We start from the raw sequence: 21,009 nt of genomic DNA on the forward strand, positions 1-21,009 counted from the left end.
ACAACAACGGAGCACACCATGCCAACCTATAGCGATTCGCAACGGTCCCTGATCGTTTTCCTCACTTGCTGCGTCGCCGCCATCGGCGGCTTCCTCTTCGGGTTCGACAGCGGTGTCATCAACGGCACGGTCGACGGCCTGCAGTCCTCGTTCAACTCCGACAGCGTCGGCACCGGCTTCAATGTCGCGTCCATGCTGCTGGGGTGTGCAGTGGGGGCTTTCTTCGCCGGCCGCCTGGCCGACAAGTACGGTCGTCGCACCCTGCTGCTGGTCGCCGCCGTCTTCTTCATCGTCAGCGCCTGGGGCTCGGGCATCGCCGACGGCTCGCTGGAATTCGTCATCTACCGGATTCTCGGCGGCCTGGCCGTGGGGGCGGCGAGCGTCATGGCGCCGGCCTACATCAGTGAAATCGCTCCGGCGCACCTGCGCGGCCGACTCGCCACCATCCAGCAGGTGGCGATCATCTCGGGGCTGTTCTTCTCGTTTTTGAACAACTACATCCTGGCCAACCTCGCCGGCGGTTCCACCTCCGAGCTGTGGTTCGGCGTGACCGCCTGGCGCTGGATGTTCTGGATGGAACTGATCCCCGCCGGTATCTTCCTGATCGCCCTGCTGTTCATTCCGGAAAGCCCGCGCTACCTGGTCAGCGCGCGTCGCGACGAGCGTGCCGAACGCGTGCTGCACATGATCTACAACGAAAGCGATGCCAAGGAGCGCCTGGCCCAGATCCGCGACTCTCTCTCGGAGCAGCGCAAGCCGCGCTTCAGCGACCTGATCAATCCCAAGACCGGCAAGGTGCTCAGCCTGGTGTGGGTCGGGATCGGCCTTGCGGTCTTCCAGCAGTTGGTCGGCATCAACGTGGTCTTCTACTACGGGGCCGTGCTCTGGCAGGCCGTGGGCTTCTCCGAGGGTGATGCCCTGCTGATCAACGTCATCAGCGGCGCGGTGAGCATCGCTGCCTGCCTGGGCGCCATCGCCCTGATCGACCGCATCGGCCGCAAGCCGCTGCTGTGGGGCGGCTCCTTGGGCATGGCCGTGACACTGGCGATTCTGGTCTACGCCTTCTCCACCGCCGAGATGGTCGATGGCAGCCTGCAACTGTCCGACAGCAACGGCGTGCTCGCACTGATCGCCGCCAACGCCTACGTGTTCTTCTTCAACAGCTCCTGGGGCCCGGTGATGTGGGTCATGCTCGGGGAAATGTTCCCCAACCAGGTGCGCGGTTCGGGGCTCGCCGTCGCCGGCCTGTTCCAGTGGGTCGCCAACTTCGCCATCACCATGACCTTCCCCATCATGCTCGCCTCGATCGGCCTGACCGGCGCCTATGGCTTCTACGCCATCTGTGCGGTCATCTCGATCTTCTTCGTCATCAAATTCGTCCGCGAAACGAACGGCCGTGAACTCGAGGACATGGCCTACGTATGATCGCGTCATCGGCGCCGGGGCTCCCCCGGCGCCAGCGCCCGCCACACAAGAGGTCAAGCACGATGTCATCCCTCATTCCCGCCGACGCCGTTCCGCGTCCCGTGTATCTCGCCGACAACCTGCTGGGTGAAGGCCCGTTGTGGGACACGCTGGAAAACGCCCTCTACTGGGTGGACATCAAGCGCCACCGCCTCTACCGGCTGGCCGGCGACGGCACCCGGTACTGGCAATTCGACGAAGAGATCACCAGCATCCACCGCCACGCCCAGGGTGGCTTCGTGGTGACGCTTCGCCATGCCATCGCGCGCCTGCACCTGCCCGAGGGCTCACTGGAAAAATGGCTGACCCCCGAGCCGGATCGTCCCGGCAACCGCTTCAACGATGCCGTCGTCGACACGCGCGGACATCTCTGGTGCGGCACCATGGACGACGCCGAGCGCCAGGCCAGCGGTGCGCTGTATCGCGTGCGTCCCGACGGCGACTGCCGGCAGCAGGATCGCGGCTACATCATCACCAACGGCCCGGTCTTTTCGCCTCAGGGCGACGTGCTCTACCACACCGATACCCTGGCACGCTGCATTTACCGGTTCGCCGTGGACGAACAGGGCCAGCTCGGCGAACGCGAGCTCTTCACGCGGCTGCCCACGGATCAAGGCTTTCCCGACGGCATGACCACCGACCGCGAGGGCAACCTGTGGGTCTGTCAGTTCGGCGGCTGGCGCATCAGCGTGTTCGATCCCCGTGGACGCCTGCGTCAGGAAATCCCCATGCCCGTCGCCAACATCACCAGCTGCACCTTCGGCGGCCCCGAGCTTGCCACGCTGTACATCACCACCGCCCGCAAGGGCCTCGACGATGACGCCCTGGCCGAGCAACCCGAGGCCGGCGCCCTGTTCGCGCTCGACACCCTGACCCACGGCGCGCCTGCCCCGACCTTCGCATCACCCGCCTGAGACGGCGCTTGTCGCAAGCCCGAAGCGGTTCTCTCCAGGAGACGACATCACCAAAAAAGACGGCCCCGCGGCCAAGGCATCTTGCCTTGGCCGCGGGGCCGTCTTTTTATGCATCATCGGGGCGCGCGCCTCTCGCGCCCCGCAAGCCACGCTCAGGTGGCGGGCAACGCTCGCGGCGGGGTCTCGTCCTCGTCGTCGTACGCCGCCTCGCTCACCTTGAAGCGTCCCACCAGTACGTGCATGTCGTTGGCGCGCGCGTCCAGCGACTGACTGGCCGACGAGGCGTCCTGCACCAGGGAAGCGTTCTGCTGCGTGACCTGATCGAGCTGCGCGATGGCCTGGTTGATCTGGTCGATCCCCGAGGACTGCTCCTGCGTGGCTTCGGCGATCTCGGAGACGAACTGCGTCACCTTGTCGACGCTGCCGACGATCTCGCGCAGATGCCCGCCGGTTTCCTCGACCAGCTCGGCGCCCTCGCCGACCTTGGTCATGCTGTCCTTGACCAGATCACGAATCTGCTCGGCTTCATCGGCACTGCGACTGGCGAGACGGCGCACCTCGTCGGCGACCACCGCGAAACCGCGCCCGTGCTCGCCGGCCCGTGCCGCTTCGACCGAGGCGTTGAGGGCCAGCAGATTGGTCTGGAAGGCGATGGCATCGATGGCCTCCACGATGGTGGAGATCTTGTCGCTGGACTCGCGGATCTCCTGCATCGCACGCTGCGTCCGCTCGCCCACGTCCCCGGCATCGCGGGCACGCTGCCCGACCTGCTGGCTCATGTCGCGGGCCTGATGCGCATAGTCGGCGGTCTGTTTCACGGTCGCCGTGATCTGCTCGAGACTCGCCGCCGTTTCCGCCAGCGACGAGGACTGCTGGTCGGTGCGTTGCGCCAGGTCCTGATTGCCGGAGGCGATCTGACGGCTGCTCGAGGCCACCGACTCGGCGCCGTCGCGGATCTGCGCGATGAGCCGTTCGAAGGTGATCATCATCTGGTTGAAGGCCTGCGCGGTATGGCCGATCTCGTCGCCATGGCGCACCTTCAGGCGCATCGACAGATCACCGGTCTGGCCGGCGGCCCCGCTGATGCTTTCCATCTGGCGGCGCATTTCACCGATGGGCTTGAGTACCCGCGTCATCACGCGCCAGCCGACGGCCGCCAGGATCACGATGACGATCAGCAGCACCACCAATTGCAGCACGCGTCCCGCCTGGGCCGTGGCCGTGGCCTGTTCGGCCGCCGCGTCGGCACGCTGGGTGGCATAGGCTTCGACGCGTCCGAGACTCTCGCGCATGCCATCCATCGCCTGGGAGACACCGGCCAGCGCCTCCTTCGAGCGTTCGCGCAAGGCCAGCTGACGGTCGCGCAGGGCATAGACGGCGTTGTCGTCGGTCAGCATCAAGGCGTCGAGTTCCTCGATTACCTCGCCGAGCTGCGCCGCGCTTTCCTGCTGGGCAGGTGTCGCGCTCATCGCGTCCTCGATGCCGGCCAGCGCCTGATCGATCCGCGAGATCTGCTGGGCGATCTGGTTGTAACGCAGATCGACCAGCGCATCGTGGCTGTCCACCTGCATCAGCTGACGCCCCTGGTCGGCCAGCTGCGCCACCAGCATCTGCACGTCGCCGCTCAGGCTCGCGACATTGGTGCGCTCCCCCATCAACGAGTCGAGCATCGACATCGGCACCATCGACAGCCCTTGCTCCTGCATGCGCTGGATACGCTGCGCCAGGGCCCGCTGCTGGCGTACCTCGGCGAGCGTCGCACGCCCGGCCATGGACTCGGCGTCGGTCAACACCTCGGCGATCTTTTCCTGCATCTCGGCGATGCGCGTGCGCATGGAGGCGGTCAAGTCGACGTCCTCGCGGCGCACCGTTTCCAGGGCGGCATCGGCCTGCTTCAGGTCGGCGTAGTCCGCCTCCAGGGCGTCCAGCAGCGCCTGATCGTCGTCCGGCATCAACGATGCCAGACGCTCGCGGCCTGCCATGAAGCGCTCGTCGGCACTGGCCTGGGTGGGCGCGGCCTCCAGCGCCGCCTCGCTCTCGGCGGCGAGCAGGTCCGTCTGGCGCTCGCGGTAGCGCGTCAGTGCATCGCTCATGGCACGACTGGCCGCTTGCTGCGGCAGTATTTCATCGGTGAACAGGCTCTGCGCCTCGATCAACCGCTGGTTGGAGAGAAACCCCGCCGCGGCCGGAATCAACGCCCCCAGCACGGCGGCCACGAACAGCCCGATCAGCATCGCCCGCAGGCTCAAACTCTTCTTCATGGAATTACTCCTCGGCCGTGCGCTCATCGAGCAGGGTGAACCAATCGACGGGCTCGAAGCGGCCGTCATGAATCCGTGTCGCCCACACGGCATCGTTCGCCTGATGATCCTTCGGCCCCAGCGTCAGGGGCTCGCCCAGGCCGAGATCGACTTTGCCGAGGCCCTCGAGCCCGTCGACGAGCGCCTCGCGGTCAGGGTCGGCGCCCGCCGCCTGGAGCCCTTCGACGAACAGCGAGGCCGCCATGTAGCCCTCCAGCGACACGAAATCGCCGCCGCTGTCGGCATCATTGGCCTGCAAGGCGGCGCGATACGCCTCGACACCCGGCAGATCCGAGGTATGAGGCGGCACCACCTGGGTGACGATCACGCCCTCGGCGGCATCCCCCAGCTCGTCGAGCAGCGCCTGGCTGCCCACGAAGGAGACGTTGAGAAACAGCGCGTCGGGCAGGTCCTTGCGTGCCTCGCGGATGAAATCCGCCGCCGGCCCGTAGGTGCCCACGATGATCACCGCCTTGGGGGTGACCGGCGCCTGCAGGATGGTGGCCACCCCCCGATGCACGTTGCGCGTGCCCCTTGTGTAGCGGCCGTGGGCCAGACGCTCGGGGTGGGAATAGCCATGATTGGCCAGGGAACGCAGTGCGCCCCGGTAGCCGGCATCGCCATAGCCGTCGGCCTGGGTGAAGAATGCGATTTCCTCGGGCGCGATGCCCGCCAGCAGCAGGCCCTCGATCATCGTCGCGGTTTCCTGGGCATAGCTGGCGCGATAATTGAAGACATAACGATCCGGTGGAGACTGACGCAGCACGCCGCTGCCGGTGAGCGCCCCGATCAGCGGCATCTCGTGTTCCAGAAGGATCGGCAGGTTGACGATGGCCGTGGGCGTGCCGACGTTGCCCAGCATGGCCAGCACCTCGTCGTCGTCCAGCAGCTCGCGTGTCGCCTTGGCCGAGCGCAGCGGCTCGTAGCCGTCGTCGCGGGTCACCAGAGTCAGCGATTCGCCATGCACGCCTCCTGCCTCGTTGACCTCGGCGAAACGCGCCTCGATGCCCCGCTTCATGCCTTCGCCCAATGACGATGCAGCCCCACTGAACGGAGCCACCATCCCGACCTTGATCTCCGCCCAGGCCGGCATGGCGACCAGGGCAAGCGTCAATGCGCCCGCCAGCCACCTGCGTTGAATCTTCATGATCCCTACCTCTTTATCGTGATTCGCGCGTTATCGTTAGCCGCGCTCAGACGTGATTCGCGCTGTCGCGGGGAGAACCCGCGACGCCGTTGGAACCACTATCGGCAGTCAATCAGAAAAGTTGAATCGAGAAACCCGGCGGGCAGATCACCGGGATGGCAGCGTCATCTCACAGGAAGCGCTCGGCACGGAACGGCGCCATGTCGATGGCCGGCACCTCGCCCGCCATCATCGCCGCGAGCAGTTGGCCGGTCGCCGGGCCCAGCGTGACCCCCTGGTGGGCGTGGCCGAGGGCGAACCACAATCCCGCGTGGCGCGGCGCCGGGCCGATGATGGGCTTCATGTCCGGGGTGCACGGGCGCGCACCCTTCCAGGGACGCGACTCCAGACGCTCGCCGAGCGGGAACAGGCCCCGTGCCACGCGCTCCGCCGCCTCCAGCTGTGCGTGGCCGGGCGGTGCGTCGCGCGGCGCCAGCTCCGCCCCCGTGGTCAGACGAATGCCTGCCTGCATGGGCGACAACAGGTAGCCGGTCTCGGCATCGAGCAACCAGTGATGCAACGGCGCCTGCTCGCGGGGGGCGTAGTGCATGTGATAGCCCCGCTTGACGAACAGCGGTAGCCGATACCCCAGCGTACCCAGCCAATGATCCGCCCAGGGCCCCAGCGCGAGCACCACGTCGCGTGCCTCGAATGTTCCCTCCGCGGTGGTCACCCGCCAGCCCTCGCCGTGGCGGGCGATGTCGCGAATGTCGCCACGCAGGCACTCGCCGCCCTCGGCCTCGAAGGCGCGCGCGTAGGCCGCCACCAGGGCGCCGGGATCCGCCGCCGTCCACGGATCGCGCCAGTGCACCGCGCCCAGGGCCTGGGCGTCGAGATGCGGCTCGCGCGCTCGCAGCGCCATGGCATCCAGGGCGTCAAAGGTCAGTCCGTAGCGCTCGGCCAGCGCTCGAGCCTCGGCCTGGCGCGCCTCCAGCGCCGCCGGCGTCCGATACACCTCCAGCCAGCCTTCACGGCGTATCAAGGCCTCGGCCCCCGCCGCCTCGATCATCTCGGCATGCGCATCGACCGACAACGCGATCAGCGAGGCATACTCGGGCACGATGCGGGCATAGGCCTCGGGTGCGCTATGTCGCCAGTACTGCCACAACGCCCGCCCCGCCTGGGCGATGCCGCGCGGGGTGTAACGCACATCGACGCCCCGGTTGCCCAGCACGCGCCACAGCTCGCCCATCTCGCGCGGAAAGGCATGCGGCGCTACCGCCTCGCGCTGGATGATACCGGCATTGCCGTAGGAGGTTTCACGGCCCGGCTCGCGGCGGTCCAGCAGTGCCACCCGGCGACCACGACGCGCCAGATGATAGGCCACGCCCACGCCGACCATGCCGGCCCCGAGTACCAGGGTATCCTGTGTCATCGTGCTTCCCCATGATGTCGCCGGGCGCTGTCGCCTCGACGGCCGGTGGCATCATCCGCAGCGCGCATCGGCCACCATCCGGTTCTTGCCCTGCGCCTTGGCCTCGTAGCTCGCCGCGTCGGCGCGCTTGACCACGGCCTGGGCCTCGTCATCGTCGCTCCCCAGGCACGAGACTCCCAGGCTCGCCGTGACGCGATAACGCTTGCCATCGTGCATCACGGAAAGCTCGCTCACCGCATGGCGCACCTTGTCGGCGATACGCACGGCCTGCTCGTGGCCGCAGCCGGGGAGCAGAATCGCGAATTCGTCGCCGCCGAGCCGGGCCAGGTGGTCGTCGCGACGCACGCAGCCTTCCAGGCAACGGGCGATGGCATCGAGCATCTCGTCGCCCAGGGCGTGACCGCCGTCGTCGTTGATGGGCTTGAAGCTGTCCAGGTCGAACAGGATCAACGCTGCCACATCGCCGCGCTCCTTGAAGGCCATGAAGGTATCGTCCAGGCGCCGGTCGAAGCCGCGGCGGTTGAGCAGCCCCGTCAGTGGATCGTGCTCGGCCTCCCAGAGCTGGCGTTTCTGCTGTTCACGCAGGTGGGTGATGTCCTTGACGAAGCCCACCACGCCCTGGGGCCGGCCGTCGTTCATGACCTGGCTGGTGTAGAGCTCAAGCCACATCATGCCGCGTTCGCCGCAGGCGAAGCGCATCTGTCGGTGCAGCTCGTGACCGCCGTTCACCGCATCGCGCCACAGCGCGAACAGCACCGGGCGATCCTCGGGATGCAGACGGCGCAGCCATTCGCGACGCTGGAAGGCCGGCGTCGACAGCCCCGTCAAGCTCTCCAGGGCCGGATTGACATAGGTGATGCGGCCATCGAGGCTCGCCAGGAACATCGGCAGCGGCGAGGAACGCAGCACCGCGTCGAGATACGCCTGCCGACGATGGCGCTCGGCACGCTCGAGGCCTCGCTCATGCTCGACATCGTTGAACGTCCGTGCGATACGGCGCAACTCATCCAGCGACGTATCCAGGGTGATGCGCGGGATCTCGCCCTGCCCCACCAGCGCAATCTGCCGTGCCAGGCGCCGCAAGGGCGACAATCCCAGGCGCAGTAGCCACCACAACAGCGGCAGCATCGACAGCACCACCACCGCGGCCACCCACCCCTGGCGACGCACGTAATCCAGGATCGGCTGGCGCACCTGACCTTCCGGCAGGAAGACGCCTACGACCCAACCCGGCTGCCAGACCTGATGGAAACTCATCAGCGCAGGCTCGCCGTTGACCAGCCGCCCGATACCCGTGCCCTGCCAGCCGTCCAGCGCCTTCTCGAGCAACGGCCCCTCCCATGCCGTCGGCGTTTGCTGCATGACCCGGTTCTGATCGGGGTGACTGAGTATCGTCCCGTCACTGGTCATCAACACCGCATAGCCCTGCTCGCCGATACGCAGGCTGCGCAGATCGAGAAAGAAGCGGCCATCGCGCAGGTTGACCACGCCCCCCAGCATGCCGGCGAAGTCGCCTTCGGCGTCGCGCAGGGGCACGCCCATCACCACCAGGGGGCGCCGATCGTGCAGTTTGCTGATGATCGGACGCCCCACGAAGGGGCGCCCGACCTCATGGAGGAAACGAAAATACTCACGCTCGGCGACATTCAGGCCCACGGCGCCCGACAACGACGGCATGAAAGCCTTGACCTCGCCTTGCGCGTCGGTCACGAAAGCGGAATCGAACAGCTCGAGCAAGGCCGAATGACGGCTCAGACGCCGTTGCACATCCTCGACATCCGCCTCGTCGAGCGATTCACCGCGTGCCCGCAATCGCCCGGCCTGGGCAGTCGCGAGGGTTTCCAGCGTATCGAGCCGAAGCGTGATCGATTGTCGAATGTCGCGCGCGATCAGCGAGGCTTCGTAGTCCAGATGAGAGCGGTTGATCTCGTCCGCCAGCTCGCTGCCGCCGCGCAGCGATACCCAGAGAATGGCGGCCACCAGCACGAGCCAGCCCAGGCCGATGCCCATGACAAGACGACCGAAGAGCGTGTCCGGAAGCAGCGCCCTGGGCAATGTCTTGGGCAGTAGCGTGGAGAACCGTCTTGCACGATAGGGCCATCTTCGCATTGTGCGGCGCCGGGGTAGGTCAGGAATGTAAAAGTGACAAGCCTATCCCAGCGACTGTCGCGAGCAAACCCCGTGCCCCGATTCGTCTCGTTGCACGGGCGTCGTGACTGGCATTCACTCGTACCGCGCCGACGCGAGGGCATAAAAAAACGCCGGTGCACGAAGCACCGGCGTCAGGGTAAAGTGCAGCAGGACTGCCATGTGCCCCTCGCCGTCAAAGACGTCAATGACGAGGGGCCCGATAACCCGCTATATTCTACTCATATCCCATTCTACTCATAATCCGTTTTATTGACATAGCCTTTCGCCCCTTCCTGGGATATGACCTTTCCCGGAACGCCTACGACTACAGAGTCGCAAGGTATATCTTTCGTCACGACACAGTTGGCACCAATCGCTACATTGTTTCCAATCTTGACTGCACCGACGATCTTTGCTCCTGGGCCAATATAGATATTATCTCCAAGCACTGGGCACCCCTTATTTCTCCCCCTGTTGGCCTGACCCAAAGTCACTCCTTGGGAAATATTGCAATTCTTTCCAATCACACTTCCTTCGTTGACGATGATGCCGCCGAAATGCCCGATGTAAAAGCCGCTTCCTATTTTCGTCCCTGGTGGGACCGATATGCCAAACTTATAAGTAAGCCGATACAAAAATACCTTGGCAAGCGGATAAACCACGTATTTCAAAGGAAAATTACTTCTAGCATAACAACAGGTGCGCATCCAGAAGTTATACTTGAACGTCCCACCCATTACAATATACCGCAAGAGAGTTGCCGTCTTGGCGCTACCTGTAATTCTGTATAAGTCCGAGAACACGAGAAACTTATATTCCCTGAACGTCATACCTCCTCCTGGTTTTTATTTTTGGTGAACAGTGAGCAACAGTCACTGCCGGCCCGATATAAAGCAAGCGTGCTTTCAGTACAGCGTTATAAAGAAAGCCACCAGACGTATCAGGTGCAACGCCCCGATGAATGCGGCAGGGCAACCAAGAAGCCGAGGCAGACCTTCCTTCCGCTATCTGGTGGCACAGAGGGTGGCTAAACGTACCAAACCTTCTCTGGTCAAGCCGTCATGAAGCAGCGCGATTGGCCCGCGCAGTATCGATCAGATAGATCCGCGGCAAGCCGGCGCCCACGGCACGCGCGGCCCCGGCGGTCTCGCGCCGGATGACGCGCTTGCGCGGGTAGCCTTCGGGGTTGCGCGACTGCCAGCGCCAGGTGTCGGCGATCATGTCCATCAGGCCGCGCTGAGCTTTCCAGCCCAACTCGTGCGCGGCCAGCGAGGCATCCGCCCAGCACGCGGCGATATCGCCGTCGCGGCGCGGCACGATGCGATACGGCACGTCGCGCTGAGCGACATGCTCGAAGGCACGCACCATCTCAAGCACCGAGTAGCCTTGCCCCGTACCCAGGTTCCAGACGTTCACGCCCGCACGATCCGCCAGCACGCGCATCGCCGCCAGGTGTCCCTCGACCAGATCCATCACATGGATGTAATCGCGCACCCCGGTGCCATCGGGCGTCGGATAGTCGTCGCCGAAGACCGAAAGCGCCGGTAGCCGACCGATCGCCACCTGCGAGATGAACGGCAGCAGATTGTTGGGCGTGCCCGCAGGATCCTCGCCGATCATGCCACTGGGGTGCGCTCCCACAGGGTTGAAATACCGCAACAAGGCGATCGACCAGCGTGGGTCGGACCGCGCCAGCTTGCGCAGCACCTCCTCGACCATCAGCTTGGAATGCCCGTAGGCGTTGGTCGGTTGCCCGGTGGGCGCGTTTTCGCTCAACGGCATGCGCGTGGCGTCGCCATACACAGTCGCCGAGGAACTGAACACCAGGCGGTGCACGCCCGCCGCCGTCATCGCCTGGCACAGCGTGATGGTACCCGCCACGTTATTCTCGAAATACGCCAGCGGCTCATTGACGCTCTCGCCCACCGACTTGAGGCCCGCGAAATGCAGCACATCGGTGATTTCGAAGTCCGCGAACACGTAATCCAGCAGCGAACGGTCGCGGATGTCGCCCTCGATGAAGGTCACCTCCTTGCCGGTCAGCTCCGAGACGCGCTCCAGCGATTCCCGCGAAGCATTGCAAAGGTTGTCGATCACGACCACCTCGTGGCCGGCTTCGATGAGCCGCAGCACCATATGCGAGCCGATGTAACCGGCGCCACCTGTCACTAAAATCGTCATCATGCCTCCATTTTCACACGTTGGTGACTCATCAGGCCGCTTTCCAGGCAGGCCAGGTATCCCGTCACGACGATGTCCTGCGAGAACTCTTTTTCCGCACGCCGACGCGCCGCGACTCCCACGCGGGACAGCGCCCACGGCGTCATTACCAGACATGCACGCATACGTGCCGCCAGCGACTCGGCATCCTTGACGCGACACAACCAGCCGGTTTCGCCATCGGTCACGGCATGCCGGCATCCCGGTACATCAGTGGCAATGGTCGGTCGGCCCATCGCACTCGCCTCCAATACGGTGGTCGGCAGTCCCTCGCGATAGGACGGCAGTACCAGCACATGCGCCTGGGCGAGCCAGGGCCGCACATCGTCCTGGGCACCGACGTACTCGACGACGCCTCGCGCATGCCATATCTCGATTTCGTCTTCACCGATCGCCGTGCGATTGCTGACCCCTTTGGGGCCGACGATCAAAAAGCGTGTTTCAGGATTGTCCAGACGCACTTGCTCGGCTGCGGCCACGTACTCGCGCACGCCCTTGTCGCCCAGCAGCCGGGCAATCAACACAAAGGTGAAAGGCCCCTCCTGAGGCAAAGGCGTGAAGGCAAAGCGCGTTACATCCACTCCCGCGCCGGGCAACATGTCCCAATCGACCTTCTGCAGCATGCCCTGACGCTCGAAGACCTCGCGGTCGTCGGGATTGAGGAAAAATATCCTTCTCGCGCCGGCATTGGCGAAGCCGTAAAGCCGTCGCACTTGGCGAAACAAATGACTGTCATGCAGGAAGGCTGTCCCAAGGCCTGTAACGGTATTGGCATACGGAATTCTCAGCGCGCGACAGGCCAGCCCCGAGTAGATATTGGCCTTGATCGTAAAGTTGAAGACAAAGGCGGGACGCAAGGCGCGTAGCTGTCCATATAGCCAGAAGAGACACTTACCCTCGCGCGCGGGGCCGGTGCTCTTGCCATCCATGGGCATGCTGTAAAGCGTGACATCGAACTCATCGATCAAGCGCTGCGAATAATCGTCGTCGGGTACCAGGCAAACCACACGAAAACCGCGTCGCTCGAGCGCCCTCAAAAACCCTTGGCAGAAGTTATAGAGAGACCAGGACGTGTTGGAGACCAACACGATCGTTTTATCGTTCATGGAAACAACTCCTCTACGGTGGAGATCGTCTGTGGGGCGCGTTTTTAAGATCCGCTCTTGAAGACCCGTTGTTGAAAGCCCGTTTTTTGAAGACAAAGCCCCCTGGCCCTCGCGTCAGAGCGCGTTGGCAAGCCTTGATCGAGTGTCTTGAAGTCGGCGCCGCTATCCGATCAACGGTGTGGGCTAGGTCGTCGAGGGGGTCGCCCTGGCCTGTTCATGGCGCATCAAAACTTCTCCCATCGACATCGAGCGCATGCCGTATTCGATGGAAAGCGCCTGAAAATATCCGATGATGACGGCAAGATCGCGCAGGTTGGCGTCGGTATCGCCGCCGAAGTTGTGCGGGTGCCACCACAGGTGGAAGATCTCGCCACGCTTGGCGGCACGGCGCATGGCCATCTTGATACGGCGCAGCCGTAGCGCGTCCAATTGCGCCACCCCCCAGCGCGGTCGCAGGAACATGCTGGCCGGGATATTCAGAGGATCACCCTCGAGATCACGCCATTTGGTTCCGTGATGACCTGTCAAATCGATATAGCTATCCAGCAGGCGCAGTGCACGGGTCGGCGCGGCATTGTGATATTTACTCTGGAAGCCCGCTCGCTGCGGATTGCCGCGATAGCAGCGGAAGCCTGCTTCTCGCATGGGGGCCAGATAGGCCTCATCGACCTGGTTGCGCGGCAGCACCAATGAGGTCACCTGGTGCCCGGCGTGCTCGGCGATCGCCTTCGCCGCCTCGAGATCGGCTTTGAAGTCCTCCGGTGTCTGACCGTCCTCGTGACAGTAGTAATGCGAGAAGGTATGCGAGGCGATTTCCTGTCCCGGCGTCCGCGCGATCAAATCGATCAGTGAACGGGCATAATGCAGAGGATCGCTGGCTTCATCGTCACCGATCTCCAGCCGGTAATTGTCACGTGCCGGATTGGTATAGCGCGGCCGCCGCCGTGGCGAGAAACGTGTCAGCGTCTCGCGATTCTCGGCGAACAGATAGCCCACCGTAGCCCAGGTGGCGTGGATATGGCGTTCGCGAAACAGATCGAGCATCGCCGGCACCGCGCGTCGCGCCCCGAGCAAACGACGTACATAGGGGTGCTCGGGCGTGGTCACGATATCCGACATCCCCCAGTGCAGCTCGAAATCCAGGGAGATCACGAAGGCCGGCGGCCGCAGCGGCTCGCCCTCGGCGCGAGCCAGGTGCGTCATCCAGTTTGCGTTCATACGTGGTACGCCTGATGCCAAGAGTCGCTATAACCGTCGATCATGCGCTGCACGCTGAAGGAGTCGACGACACGTTGCTGTGCACGATGCTTGCGAGCCTGCCAGGTCGTGGCATCAGCGTGCTCGCCGAGTACCATGGCCAGTTGATCGGCCAGCGCTCGCGGGTCGCTGGGCGGGACGATCCAGCCGGTATCGCCGACGATGAAGGCCGCATCGCCCACATCGGTGGAGACGCACGGCGTGCCGCACGCCATCGCCTCGGACAGCACATTGGGAAACGCCTCACCGAAACTGGACGACAGCACATGAACGTCGAGCGCGTTCATTACCGCTGGAATGTCGCTGCGCCGCCCCACCAGCAGCACTCGATCACGCACGCCATGGTCTTCGAGCAGGTGAACCAGCTCGGTGTTGTCGGTATCCAGACCTGCACCGATCAGCGCACAACGAAAATCCCACCCCAGGCCCTTGAGCTGCGCCAGGGCAGCGATCAGATTGGCATGGTCTTTCTGCGGGTCGAAGCGTGCCACCATGCCGAACAGAGGCATGTCGGCATCGACTCCCCATTCGTCACGTACCCGCGTCCGCGCCTCGGCGTCCGGCGTCAACAGCGCCAGATTGTAGCCGTTGGGCACCACCACGAATTTCATGGCTGCATAACGCAGCTTGCGATGGACTTCTACCGCATGTTGCGAACAACTCACGATGCGGCTCGGCACCACCCGAGATAACGTCCCGCAGGCCTTGGCGACCCAGATCGTGCTGCGCTTGGTAACCCCCGGCATCAGGTTGCTGTTGTGAATCCCCCAGCAAATAGCCTTGACGCCCGCCAGCCGCGCCATGACACCGCCAACCAGGTTGGCGTGATACATCCAGGTCTGCACCACATCCGGCCGAAGGTCGCGAATGGTCCGCCACAGGCGCCACAGACCTGCAAAGGTGACACGGCCAGGCGGCATGTTCAGATACACGACCTCGATCCCAGACGCAGCGAAACGTGGACCGTATTGCCCGGCATCCATCATGCACACCACGCGATGCACGTTGCGGCGATCGTTATGGCAAAGCTGATAGAGCGAGTCCTCGGCGCCGCCATCGGTCAAGCCGGTGATGACATGCAGAACATTCAGCGGTTTGGATAACATAAGTGGTTGCATCCCCTCTATTGGCCGCGACCCGACAACGCCGGAGCAGCGGATATGAGCTTGAAAAAGTGTCAGCTGTCCGAAGGTCTTCATCCCCCGAAAGCAAAGCCCAGGCGCTTGCGGCTTCCCTTGAGCAGCACCACGGCCGCCAGCGACGAGGTCAGCGCCAGCAACGCCAGCATGTTGCCCTGGCGATACGAAAGCGCCTCGAACAGCGAGATGAAAAGCGGATGGATGAAGTACAACGCCGTGGCGTAATACGCCAGCGACGTGCTGTCCCCGGGGACATGCATCGACGACACCCACAGGAACAGGCCCGGGCAAAAGACCAGCAGGCTCAGGTACATGTCGAACGCCGGCAGCCCCTCGAGCCCGACGTAGTTGAGATAGGACTCTCCCAGCAGCAGGAGCGCGCCCAGCAGGCTCCAGATCGCGTAGTAGCGGCGATAGTAGTGGCGAGATTCAGAGTCGCCGCGGCCGGCCTCCCACTGCCGCAGCAGATAGCCGGTACAGAAGAAGGGAAAGCCGAAGAACAGGAAGTTGCGGTAGAACCAGATTTCGCCGAACAGCGCATCCAGCCGTGTACCGGCAAACAAGTGATAATGACCGGCGTAGATGAAGAACATGCCCATGCCGTACAGGCTCAACGCCAGGCCGAACAGCACCTTAAGGGGCAGGTGGCGCAACGCATACAGCATGATCGCGGCACCGATCAGCGCCGACAGGAACCACAGATGGTGATACCCCATGACCGCGACACGCAGCATCTTGAGCAGCTCATAAGGCGTCAACGCCGGTACGTCGATCCAGAAATAGGCGTATACCAGCATCCAGAAGGCGTACATCGCCACGACCTTCTTGAGCCATATCATCAATGAACGCGAGCGAATCACGCTGATGAAAAAGTATCCGCTGACCATCATGAAAATGGGCACCACGATGCGAAACAGACCCTGCACGGTCAGCTGATAGCCCAGATCGCTGTACCCCCAGAGCACACCGGCATGCGAGATGACCACGATTACGGCCAGTGTCAACTTGAGTACATCCAACGAGACATTGCGCTGCATTTCTCCCTCCCTCGAACCCTGAAACGCCTTGAAATCCGGTCCACCGGCGCCGGGTATGACGTTACCTTGTCACGACGTCATAGCGTGTTTTCGGTGGCCCATCCAAAACCCGGCAATCCCAATACCGGGTACCACTGCATGCAGAAATAAAAGGCGTAGAGCGAATAAGCCGCGTAGCGCCGCCAATCGGTCAATCCCAGCGAGGCCAGTAACACCACCAGCATGCCGCTTTCAAAAACGCGTGCCGTCACGGGAAGCAGAAAGTAAGTCGACAAGTAAAAGACCAGAATAGAGGCCGCAAAAAAGTTGTTACGAAGAAACTCCTTTCCTTCCATGGAAAAAACCACGGTAAATACGACCCAGAACACAAATCCTAGCCCCGATCCACCCGAGCCCATGGCACTGTACTCGTCACTTTCCCCCTGTCTTGCACCAAGCGCGCCGGCCAGCCATATCCCCAGCGCCCCCAGCACGACGCCAATACCCACCATGTATACCATGCGCCAGATGGTCGAAATCTTGAACGTCGAAAAGGCAATATTGAGCAGCAGCAAAGCATCGATGAAAAAGAACGACGCATGCACGAACGGCGCCAGTCCGATAAAGAAAACACGCAGCGGTAAATAACGGCACCACCACCCCAGGAAGAAAAGCGTAATCCCCACTCCCTGTCGCAAATGGATAATATTGTTTTTCATGACTTGCGGCATAAGAATGAAAAGAATCAACAAAAAGGCGTATTTCGGGTAGCTCCGCAATACGAGAAACGTAACCACAAACGACGAAAAGAAAATAATGATGCGCAGCGTGTCTTCAGGCGTAAAATGCCGCGACGCCCAGATATTGAACAACAGCCAGACCGGTTCATTGGTGAGAATCGTCTTGAGGCTACTGGCTGCGTACATGACGAAAATCTCATCAGAATGCTGGGCATAGATGAGATAATTGGCACGGTCGATATAGCCGTCGATATCCAGCCCCATCAGGAACCAGGCATAAAGTCCGGCCAACACCAGGCACATCACCTTGTAACCAAACGAGCCATCAGTGGGAATCAGTATTTTCATCGTTCGCCTCGATGTGGTGCGCATGAACTCAAAGGGATCGGCGCTGCATGACACGTAAATAGGATTGAACGGCCTGGTCGAGCTCGAAGGCGCGTGCACGACGTTCAACGTCGGGACGCTCGCTCCCCTGCAAGGCCGTGGCCATCGCCTCATGCAATGCCTCGACATCGGCCACCGGCACCAGCCGACCCCAGGCGCCGTTTTCCAGAATCTCCGCCGGCCCGCTGGGACAATCGGTGCTGATCACCGGCGTTCCACAGGCCATGGCCTCGGCCAGCACGTTGCCGAAGCCTTCCCAGGCGGACGACAACACGAACAGCGCGGCCTGGCGCATCCAGGCATAGGGGTTGTCGACGAAGCCTGGAAAGGCGATGACATCCGCCAGGCCCAGCCGTGCGGCCATCGCCTCCAGCGTGCCGCGCAACTCGCCCTCGCCGAGAATCACCAGCCGTGCATCGCGATGCGTGCGCAAGGCGGCGAAGGCCTGGATCAAGGTGGGGTAATCCTTCTGGGCGGTCAGCCGTCCCACGGCAAGGATCACCGGCGGCTCGCCCGGCGCGAGCCAAGGATGCGTCAGTTGCAGGACGCTCAGCTCGCGCAGGCGCTCGGTGACCACCGGGTTGTAGATCACATCGATATGCTCACGTGGCAAAGCCAAGGATTTGGCCAGCTCATCCGCCACGCCGTTGGAGACAGCGACGATGCCGCTCGCCCAGGGATAGCAACGACGCATCAGTAACGGGATGAACCATGAACGCCCCATGGGCTCGGCACTCATGTCACGCGTCACGTTATTGTGCTCGGAGATCACCACCCGCGTGCCCACGCCCGCCAGCCGGTTGGCCCACAGCGCGACCACATTGGCGTAGTTGAGAGCCGATAACAGTACCGGCGGGCGCTCGCGGCGCAGGTAACGCACCAGCGCCGGCACGCTGTAGAGCACGCGCGGGGCGTGCAGATCGACCAAACGCACCGCTGGCGAGACGCGGCTCACGTAGGCGCCGGTGGCATTCGCCACCACCAGGTCCACCCGCCAGCCTTGCGCGGCGAGCCCGTTGGCCAGCGTCACCATCACGATCTCGGCCCCGCCGCCTTCAAGCGACGGCAAGAACAGCGTGATCGCCACGTCGCCCGGCCTCTCGTCGTCACGGGCATCCACGCGACGCGCGAGTCGTTGCTGCAGCAGACTAACCAAGGTGTTGTTTCCGAGAGATGGGCATGGGAACGCGCAACGCGCGAAGATAGCCGCGCAGTGCCTGATGCAGATCGAAGCTTCGTGCGCGCTGGCGCACGTCGGGATGCGTCTCGTCATCGAGCGTCGCGGCAATGGCCCGTGCCAATGCCGGGGCATCACCCACCGGCACCAGGCGGCCCCACTTGCCGTTCTCGAGAATTTCCGCCGAGCCGCTGGGACAATCGGTGCTCACCACCGGCGTACCGCAAGCCATGGCTTCGGCCAGCACGTTGCAGAACCCCTCCCAGGCCGATGACAGCACGAACAGCGACGCCTGGCGCATCCACGAATAGGGGTTGTCGACGAAGCCGGGCAAGGCCACGTCCTCGGCGATGCCTAGTTCCGCGATACGTGCCTCGAGCGTGGCGCGCAGTTCACCCTCGCCAAGGATCACCAGCCGGGCGCGGTGAGTTCGACGCACTCTCGCGAAGGCCTCGACCAGGGTGGCGAAGTCCTTCTGCACGGTGAGCCGCCCCGCCGCGACGATCACCGGCGGCTCGCCCTCGGCCAGCCAGGGATGCACGATCGGCGCCTCGGCCAACCGGGGCAGATTGGAGTTGATCGGGTTGTAGACCACATCGATGCGCTCCCGGGGGAGACGCACCGTCTGTGCAAGATCATCTGCCACCCCGCCGGAGACCGCGACGATGGCGTCCGCCGTGGGATAGCTCAGACGCATCAGCCACGGCACTACCCGTTCGTACCGGTCGCTCGACAGATCGCGCGACAGCGTATTGCGCTCCGAGACCACCAGCCGGGTGCGTGTGCACGCCAGCTTGCGCGCCCAAAGTGCGATGATGTTGGCGTGATTGAGCGCCGACAACAAGGCGTGGGGACGCTCGCGACGCAGGTAACGTACCAGCGCCGGCAGGCTGAACAACACGCGAGAAGCCCCGAGTTCCACCAAGCGCACGCGCGGCGAGACATCCTCCAGATACGCGCCTTCGGCGGCGACCACGACGAGGTCCACCGACACACCGCTTGCGGCGAACCCGTTGGCGAGCGTCACCATCACGCGTTCCGCGCCGCCGCCCGCCAGCGAAGGCAAAAACACTGCAATACGCTTGTCGTCATCTTTCATTTGGCCGTCCGTCGCTTGGCGAAAACACGATCGCGCACGTTCGCCACGTTCATCGAAAACACGCTAACGGTATAAACCGTTGCTCCCCACAGGACCTGCTCCGCCAGGGCCAAGGCACCGCTCGCCTCGCGCAGCGGCCACAGGCAGGCCACCATGATGGCGCCGCTCAGCAGCACCTTGAGGTTGTCACGCGTGATCAGGGAGATCGCGAACAGCCGCCGCCCCAGCAACACGCTCAGCGCCAGCGCCACGCCGTACGCGATCACCGTGGCGTAGGCCGCCCCCACCAGGCCGAATGCCGGAATCAGCAACAGGTTGAGTGCCACGTTGACCAGCGCCGCCCCGCCGCTGATCCACACCTGATAGAAGGTCTTCTCGCTCAACTGGAAGGCGAGATCGAAATGGAAGGCGCGAATGCCGCACATGAAGATCGCCAGCGCGACCCACGGCACCAGCGGTGTAGCTCCGGCATGGAACGCCTCGCCCAGCATCAGAGCGACGATCTGCGGCGCCAGCACCACAAAGCCCAGCGTCACCGGGATCGCGATCAACAACAGCAGACTGCCGTTGCGGTCGAGCTGTTCGCGGGCCGCCTCGCGTCCGTGCTGCTCGAAAGCGCGCACCACCAGCGGATACGCCGCCAGGTTCACCGTCACCAGCAAGAGACTGATGACCTGCGCGACCAGGTCGTAGCCGGCGGTGTAGACCCCCACCGCCTCGTTGTTCAGCAGTGCCGCGAGCAGAAAGCGGTCCGAGCTGGAGACCACGAACTCCAGCGCGAAGGTCGCGGTCAACGGCAGCCCGTAGACCAGCAGCGGCTTCAAGTCCGGTATCAGCCCCAGCGAAACGCGCGTTCCCCGCCACATGGAGGCTCCCAGTACGACCACGGCGGCAAGCATGCCCACCAGCATCGCTACTAGAGGCCCGAAGGCCCCGAACCCCCAGGTGATCAGCAACACCCCAAGGCCCAATGCGATGACCGCTCTCAGACCTGTCATCAGGCCATAACGCAGCGGGTTGAGCTGGCTGCGCATCAGTTCGAGGCTGAGCTCGAAGCCCGCCTGCACCCAGATCAGCGGCACCGCGATCAGCACCAGGGTTCTCAGCGCCTCGTCCGACAGCGCCAGCCAGACCGTCACGCCGGCTACCCCGGTCAGCGACGCCACACTGGCATATGCCAGCAATAACGTGCTCAGCAAACGCCGAGGATCGTCCAGGTTGGCCGGGAAGAACCGCAGCAACGACAAGCGGATCCACTGGAAACACACCACATTGACCAGCCCCACCCACACCACGACCAGGGCGTAGATCCCGTAATCGCTGGGCGACAGCAGCCGGGTGTAGATCGCGATCGCCAGGAAATTCAGCAACCCCGGCACACCCCGCGCCAAGCCGTAATAAGCGGTATAGCGAATCAGCAAGGTTTACTCCTCGAACGCGTCTCGCATGCCTCACGGCCCTCAAGGGCCGATCGGCGGAACGCAGGGTCAGCGTCAGGA

Annotated in this window: 16 protein-coding genes; 2 read left to right on the forward strand and 14 right to left on the reverse strand. The window is 63.5% G+C overall.

The genetic code is table 11. The features are described 5' to 3' along the window. The first annotated feature begins 18 nt into the window (after positions 1 to 18). Positions 19 to 1,425: a sugar porter family MFS transporter gene (locus ABGX75_RS00795; RefSeq protein WP_347411186.1), complete on the forward strand. Its 1,407-nt coding sequence runs from the start codon at positions 19 to 21 to the stop codon at positions 1,423 to 1,425. A gap of 62 nt (positions 1,426 to 1,487) precedes the next feature. Then, positions 1,488 to 2,378: an SMP-30/gluconolactonase/LRE family protein gene (locus tag ABGX75_RS00800; RefSeq protein ID WP_347411185.1), complete on the forward strand. Its 891-nt coding sequence runs from the start codon at positions 1,488 to 1,490 to the stop codon at positions 2,376 to 2,378. A 152-nt stretch (positions 2,379 to 2,530) separates the two neighbouring features. Here the strand turns inward: ABGX75_RS00800 and ABGX75_RS00805 are convergent, their stop codons facing one another. From ABGX75_RS00805 to ABGX75_RS00870, 14 genes are all read right to left on the reverse strand, one after another. Further along, positions 2,531 to 4,639: a methyl-accepting chemotaxis protein gene (locus tag ABGX75_RS00805; protein WP_347411184.1), complete on the reverse strand. Its 2,109-nt coding sequence runs from the start codon at positions 4,637 to 4,639 to the stop codon at positions 2,531 to 2,533. Between the two features lie 4 nt (positions 4,640 to 4,643). Then, positions 4,644 to 5,825, reverse strand: coding sequence for an ABC transporter substrate-binding protein (locus ABGX75_RS00810; RefSeq protein WP_347411183.1), 1,182 nt, complete (start codon positions 5,823 to 5,825; stop codon positions 4,644 to 4,646). A 169-nt stretch (positions 5,826 to 5,994) separates the two neighbouring features. Beyond that, positions 5,995 to 7,239: an FAD-dependent oxidoreductase gene (locus ABGX75_RS00815; protein ID WP_347411182.1), complete on the reverse strand. Its 1,245-nt coding sequence runs from the start codon at positions 7,237 to 7,239 to the stop codon at positions 5,995 to 5,997. Positions 7,240 to 7,290: 51 nt separating this feature from the next. After that, positions 7,291 to 9,348 (reverse strand): diguanylate cyclase, encoded by a 2,058-nt coding sequence (locus ABGX75_RS00820; protein WP_347411181.1) that lies wholly within the window; start codon positions 9,346 to 9,348, stop codon positions 7,291 to 7,293. 272 nt (positions 9,349 to 9,620) lie between these two features. Beyond that, positions 9,621 to 10,199, reverse strand: a complete 579-nt coding sequence (locus ABGX75_RS00825) for a serine O-acetyltransferase (protein WP_347411180.1) — start codon at positions 10,197 to 10,199, stop codon at positions 9,621 to 9,623. Between the two features lie 229 nt (positions 10,200 to 10,428). Next, a complete protein-coding gene (gene galE / locus ABGX75_RS00830; protein WP_347411179.1) occupies positions 10,429 to 11,550 on the reverse strand; it encodes a UDP-glucose 4-epimerase GalE in 1,122 nt (373 codons plus the stop codon). Next, positions 11,550 to 12,695: a glycosyltransferase family 4 protein gene (locus ABGX75_RS00835; RefSeq protein ID WP_347411178.1), complete on the reverse strand. Its 1,146-nt coding sequence runs from the start codon at positions 12,693 to 12,695 to the stop codon at positions 11,550 to 11,552. The genes galE and ABGX75_RS00835 overlap by 1 nt, the downstream gene beginning before the upstream one ends. A gap of 183 nt (positions 12,696 to 12,878) precedes the next feature. Beyond that, positions 12,879 to 13,913 carry a polysaccharide deacetylase family protein gene (locus ABGX75_RS00840; protein ID WP_347411177.1) on the reverse strand — a complete coding sequence of 345 codons (1,035 nt, stop codon included), beginning with the start codon at positions 13,911 to 13,913 and terminating at the stop codon, positions 12,879 to 12,881. Next, complete coding sequence (locus ABGX75_RS00845) at positions 13,910 to 15,058, reverse strand: glycosyltransferase (RefSeq protein WP_347411176.1); 1,149 nt, start codon at positions 15,056 to 15,058, stop codon at positions 13,910 to 13,912. Before ABGX75_RS00845 ends, ABGX75_RS00840 begins: the two co-directional genes overlap by 4 nt. Before the next feature lie 89 nt (positions 15,059 to 15,147). Beyond that, positions 15,148 to 16,128 (reverse strand): acyltransferase, encoded by a 981-nt coding sequence (locus ABGX75_RS00850; protein ID WP_347411175.1) that lies wholly within the window; start codon positions 16,126 to 16,128, stop codon positions 15,148 to 15,150. Between the two features lie 77 nt (positions 16,129 to 16,205). Then, on the reverse strand, positions 16,206 to 17,195 hold the full coding sequence (locus tag ABGX75_RS00855; protein WP_347411174.1) for a hypothetical protein: 990 nt from the start codon (positions 17,193 to 17,195) through the stop codon (positions 16,206 to 16,208). A 28-nt stretch (positions 17,196 to 17,223) separates the two neighbouring features. After that, positions 17,224 to 18,390, reverse strand: a complete 1,167-nt coding sequence (locus ABGX75_RS00860; RefSeq protein WP_347411173.1) for a glycosyltransferase — start codon at positions 18,388 to 18,390, stop codon at positions 17,224 to 17,226. Continuing rightward, positions 18,383 to 19,510 carry a glycosyltransferase gene (locus tag ABGX75_RS00865; protein WP_347411172.1) on the reverse strand — a complete coding sequence of 376 codons (1,128 nt, stop codon included), beginning with the start codon at positions 19,508 to 19,510 and terminating at the stop codon, positions 18,383 to 18,385. The genes ABGX75_RS00860 and ABGX75_RS00865 overlap by 8 nt, the downstream gene beginning before the upstream one ends. Next, positions 19,507 to 20,931, reverse strand: a complete 1,425-nt coding sequence (locus ABGX75_RS00870) for an oligosaccharide flippase family protein (protein WP_347411171.1) — start codon at positions 20,929 to 20,931, stop codon at positions 19,507 to 19,509. The genes ABGX75_RS00865 and ABGX75_RS00870 overlap by 4 nt, the downstream gene beginning before the upstream one ends. Positions 20,932 to 21,009: the final 78 nt, after the last annotated feature.

The organism is Chromohalobacter sp. (assembly GCF_039830575.1).
In the GTDB taxonomy this organism is placed as follows: domain Bacteria; phylum Pseudomonadota; class Gammaproteobacteria; order Pseudomonadales; family Halomonadaceae; genus Chromohalobacter; species Chromohalobacter israelensis.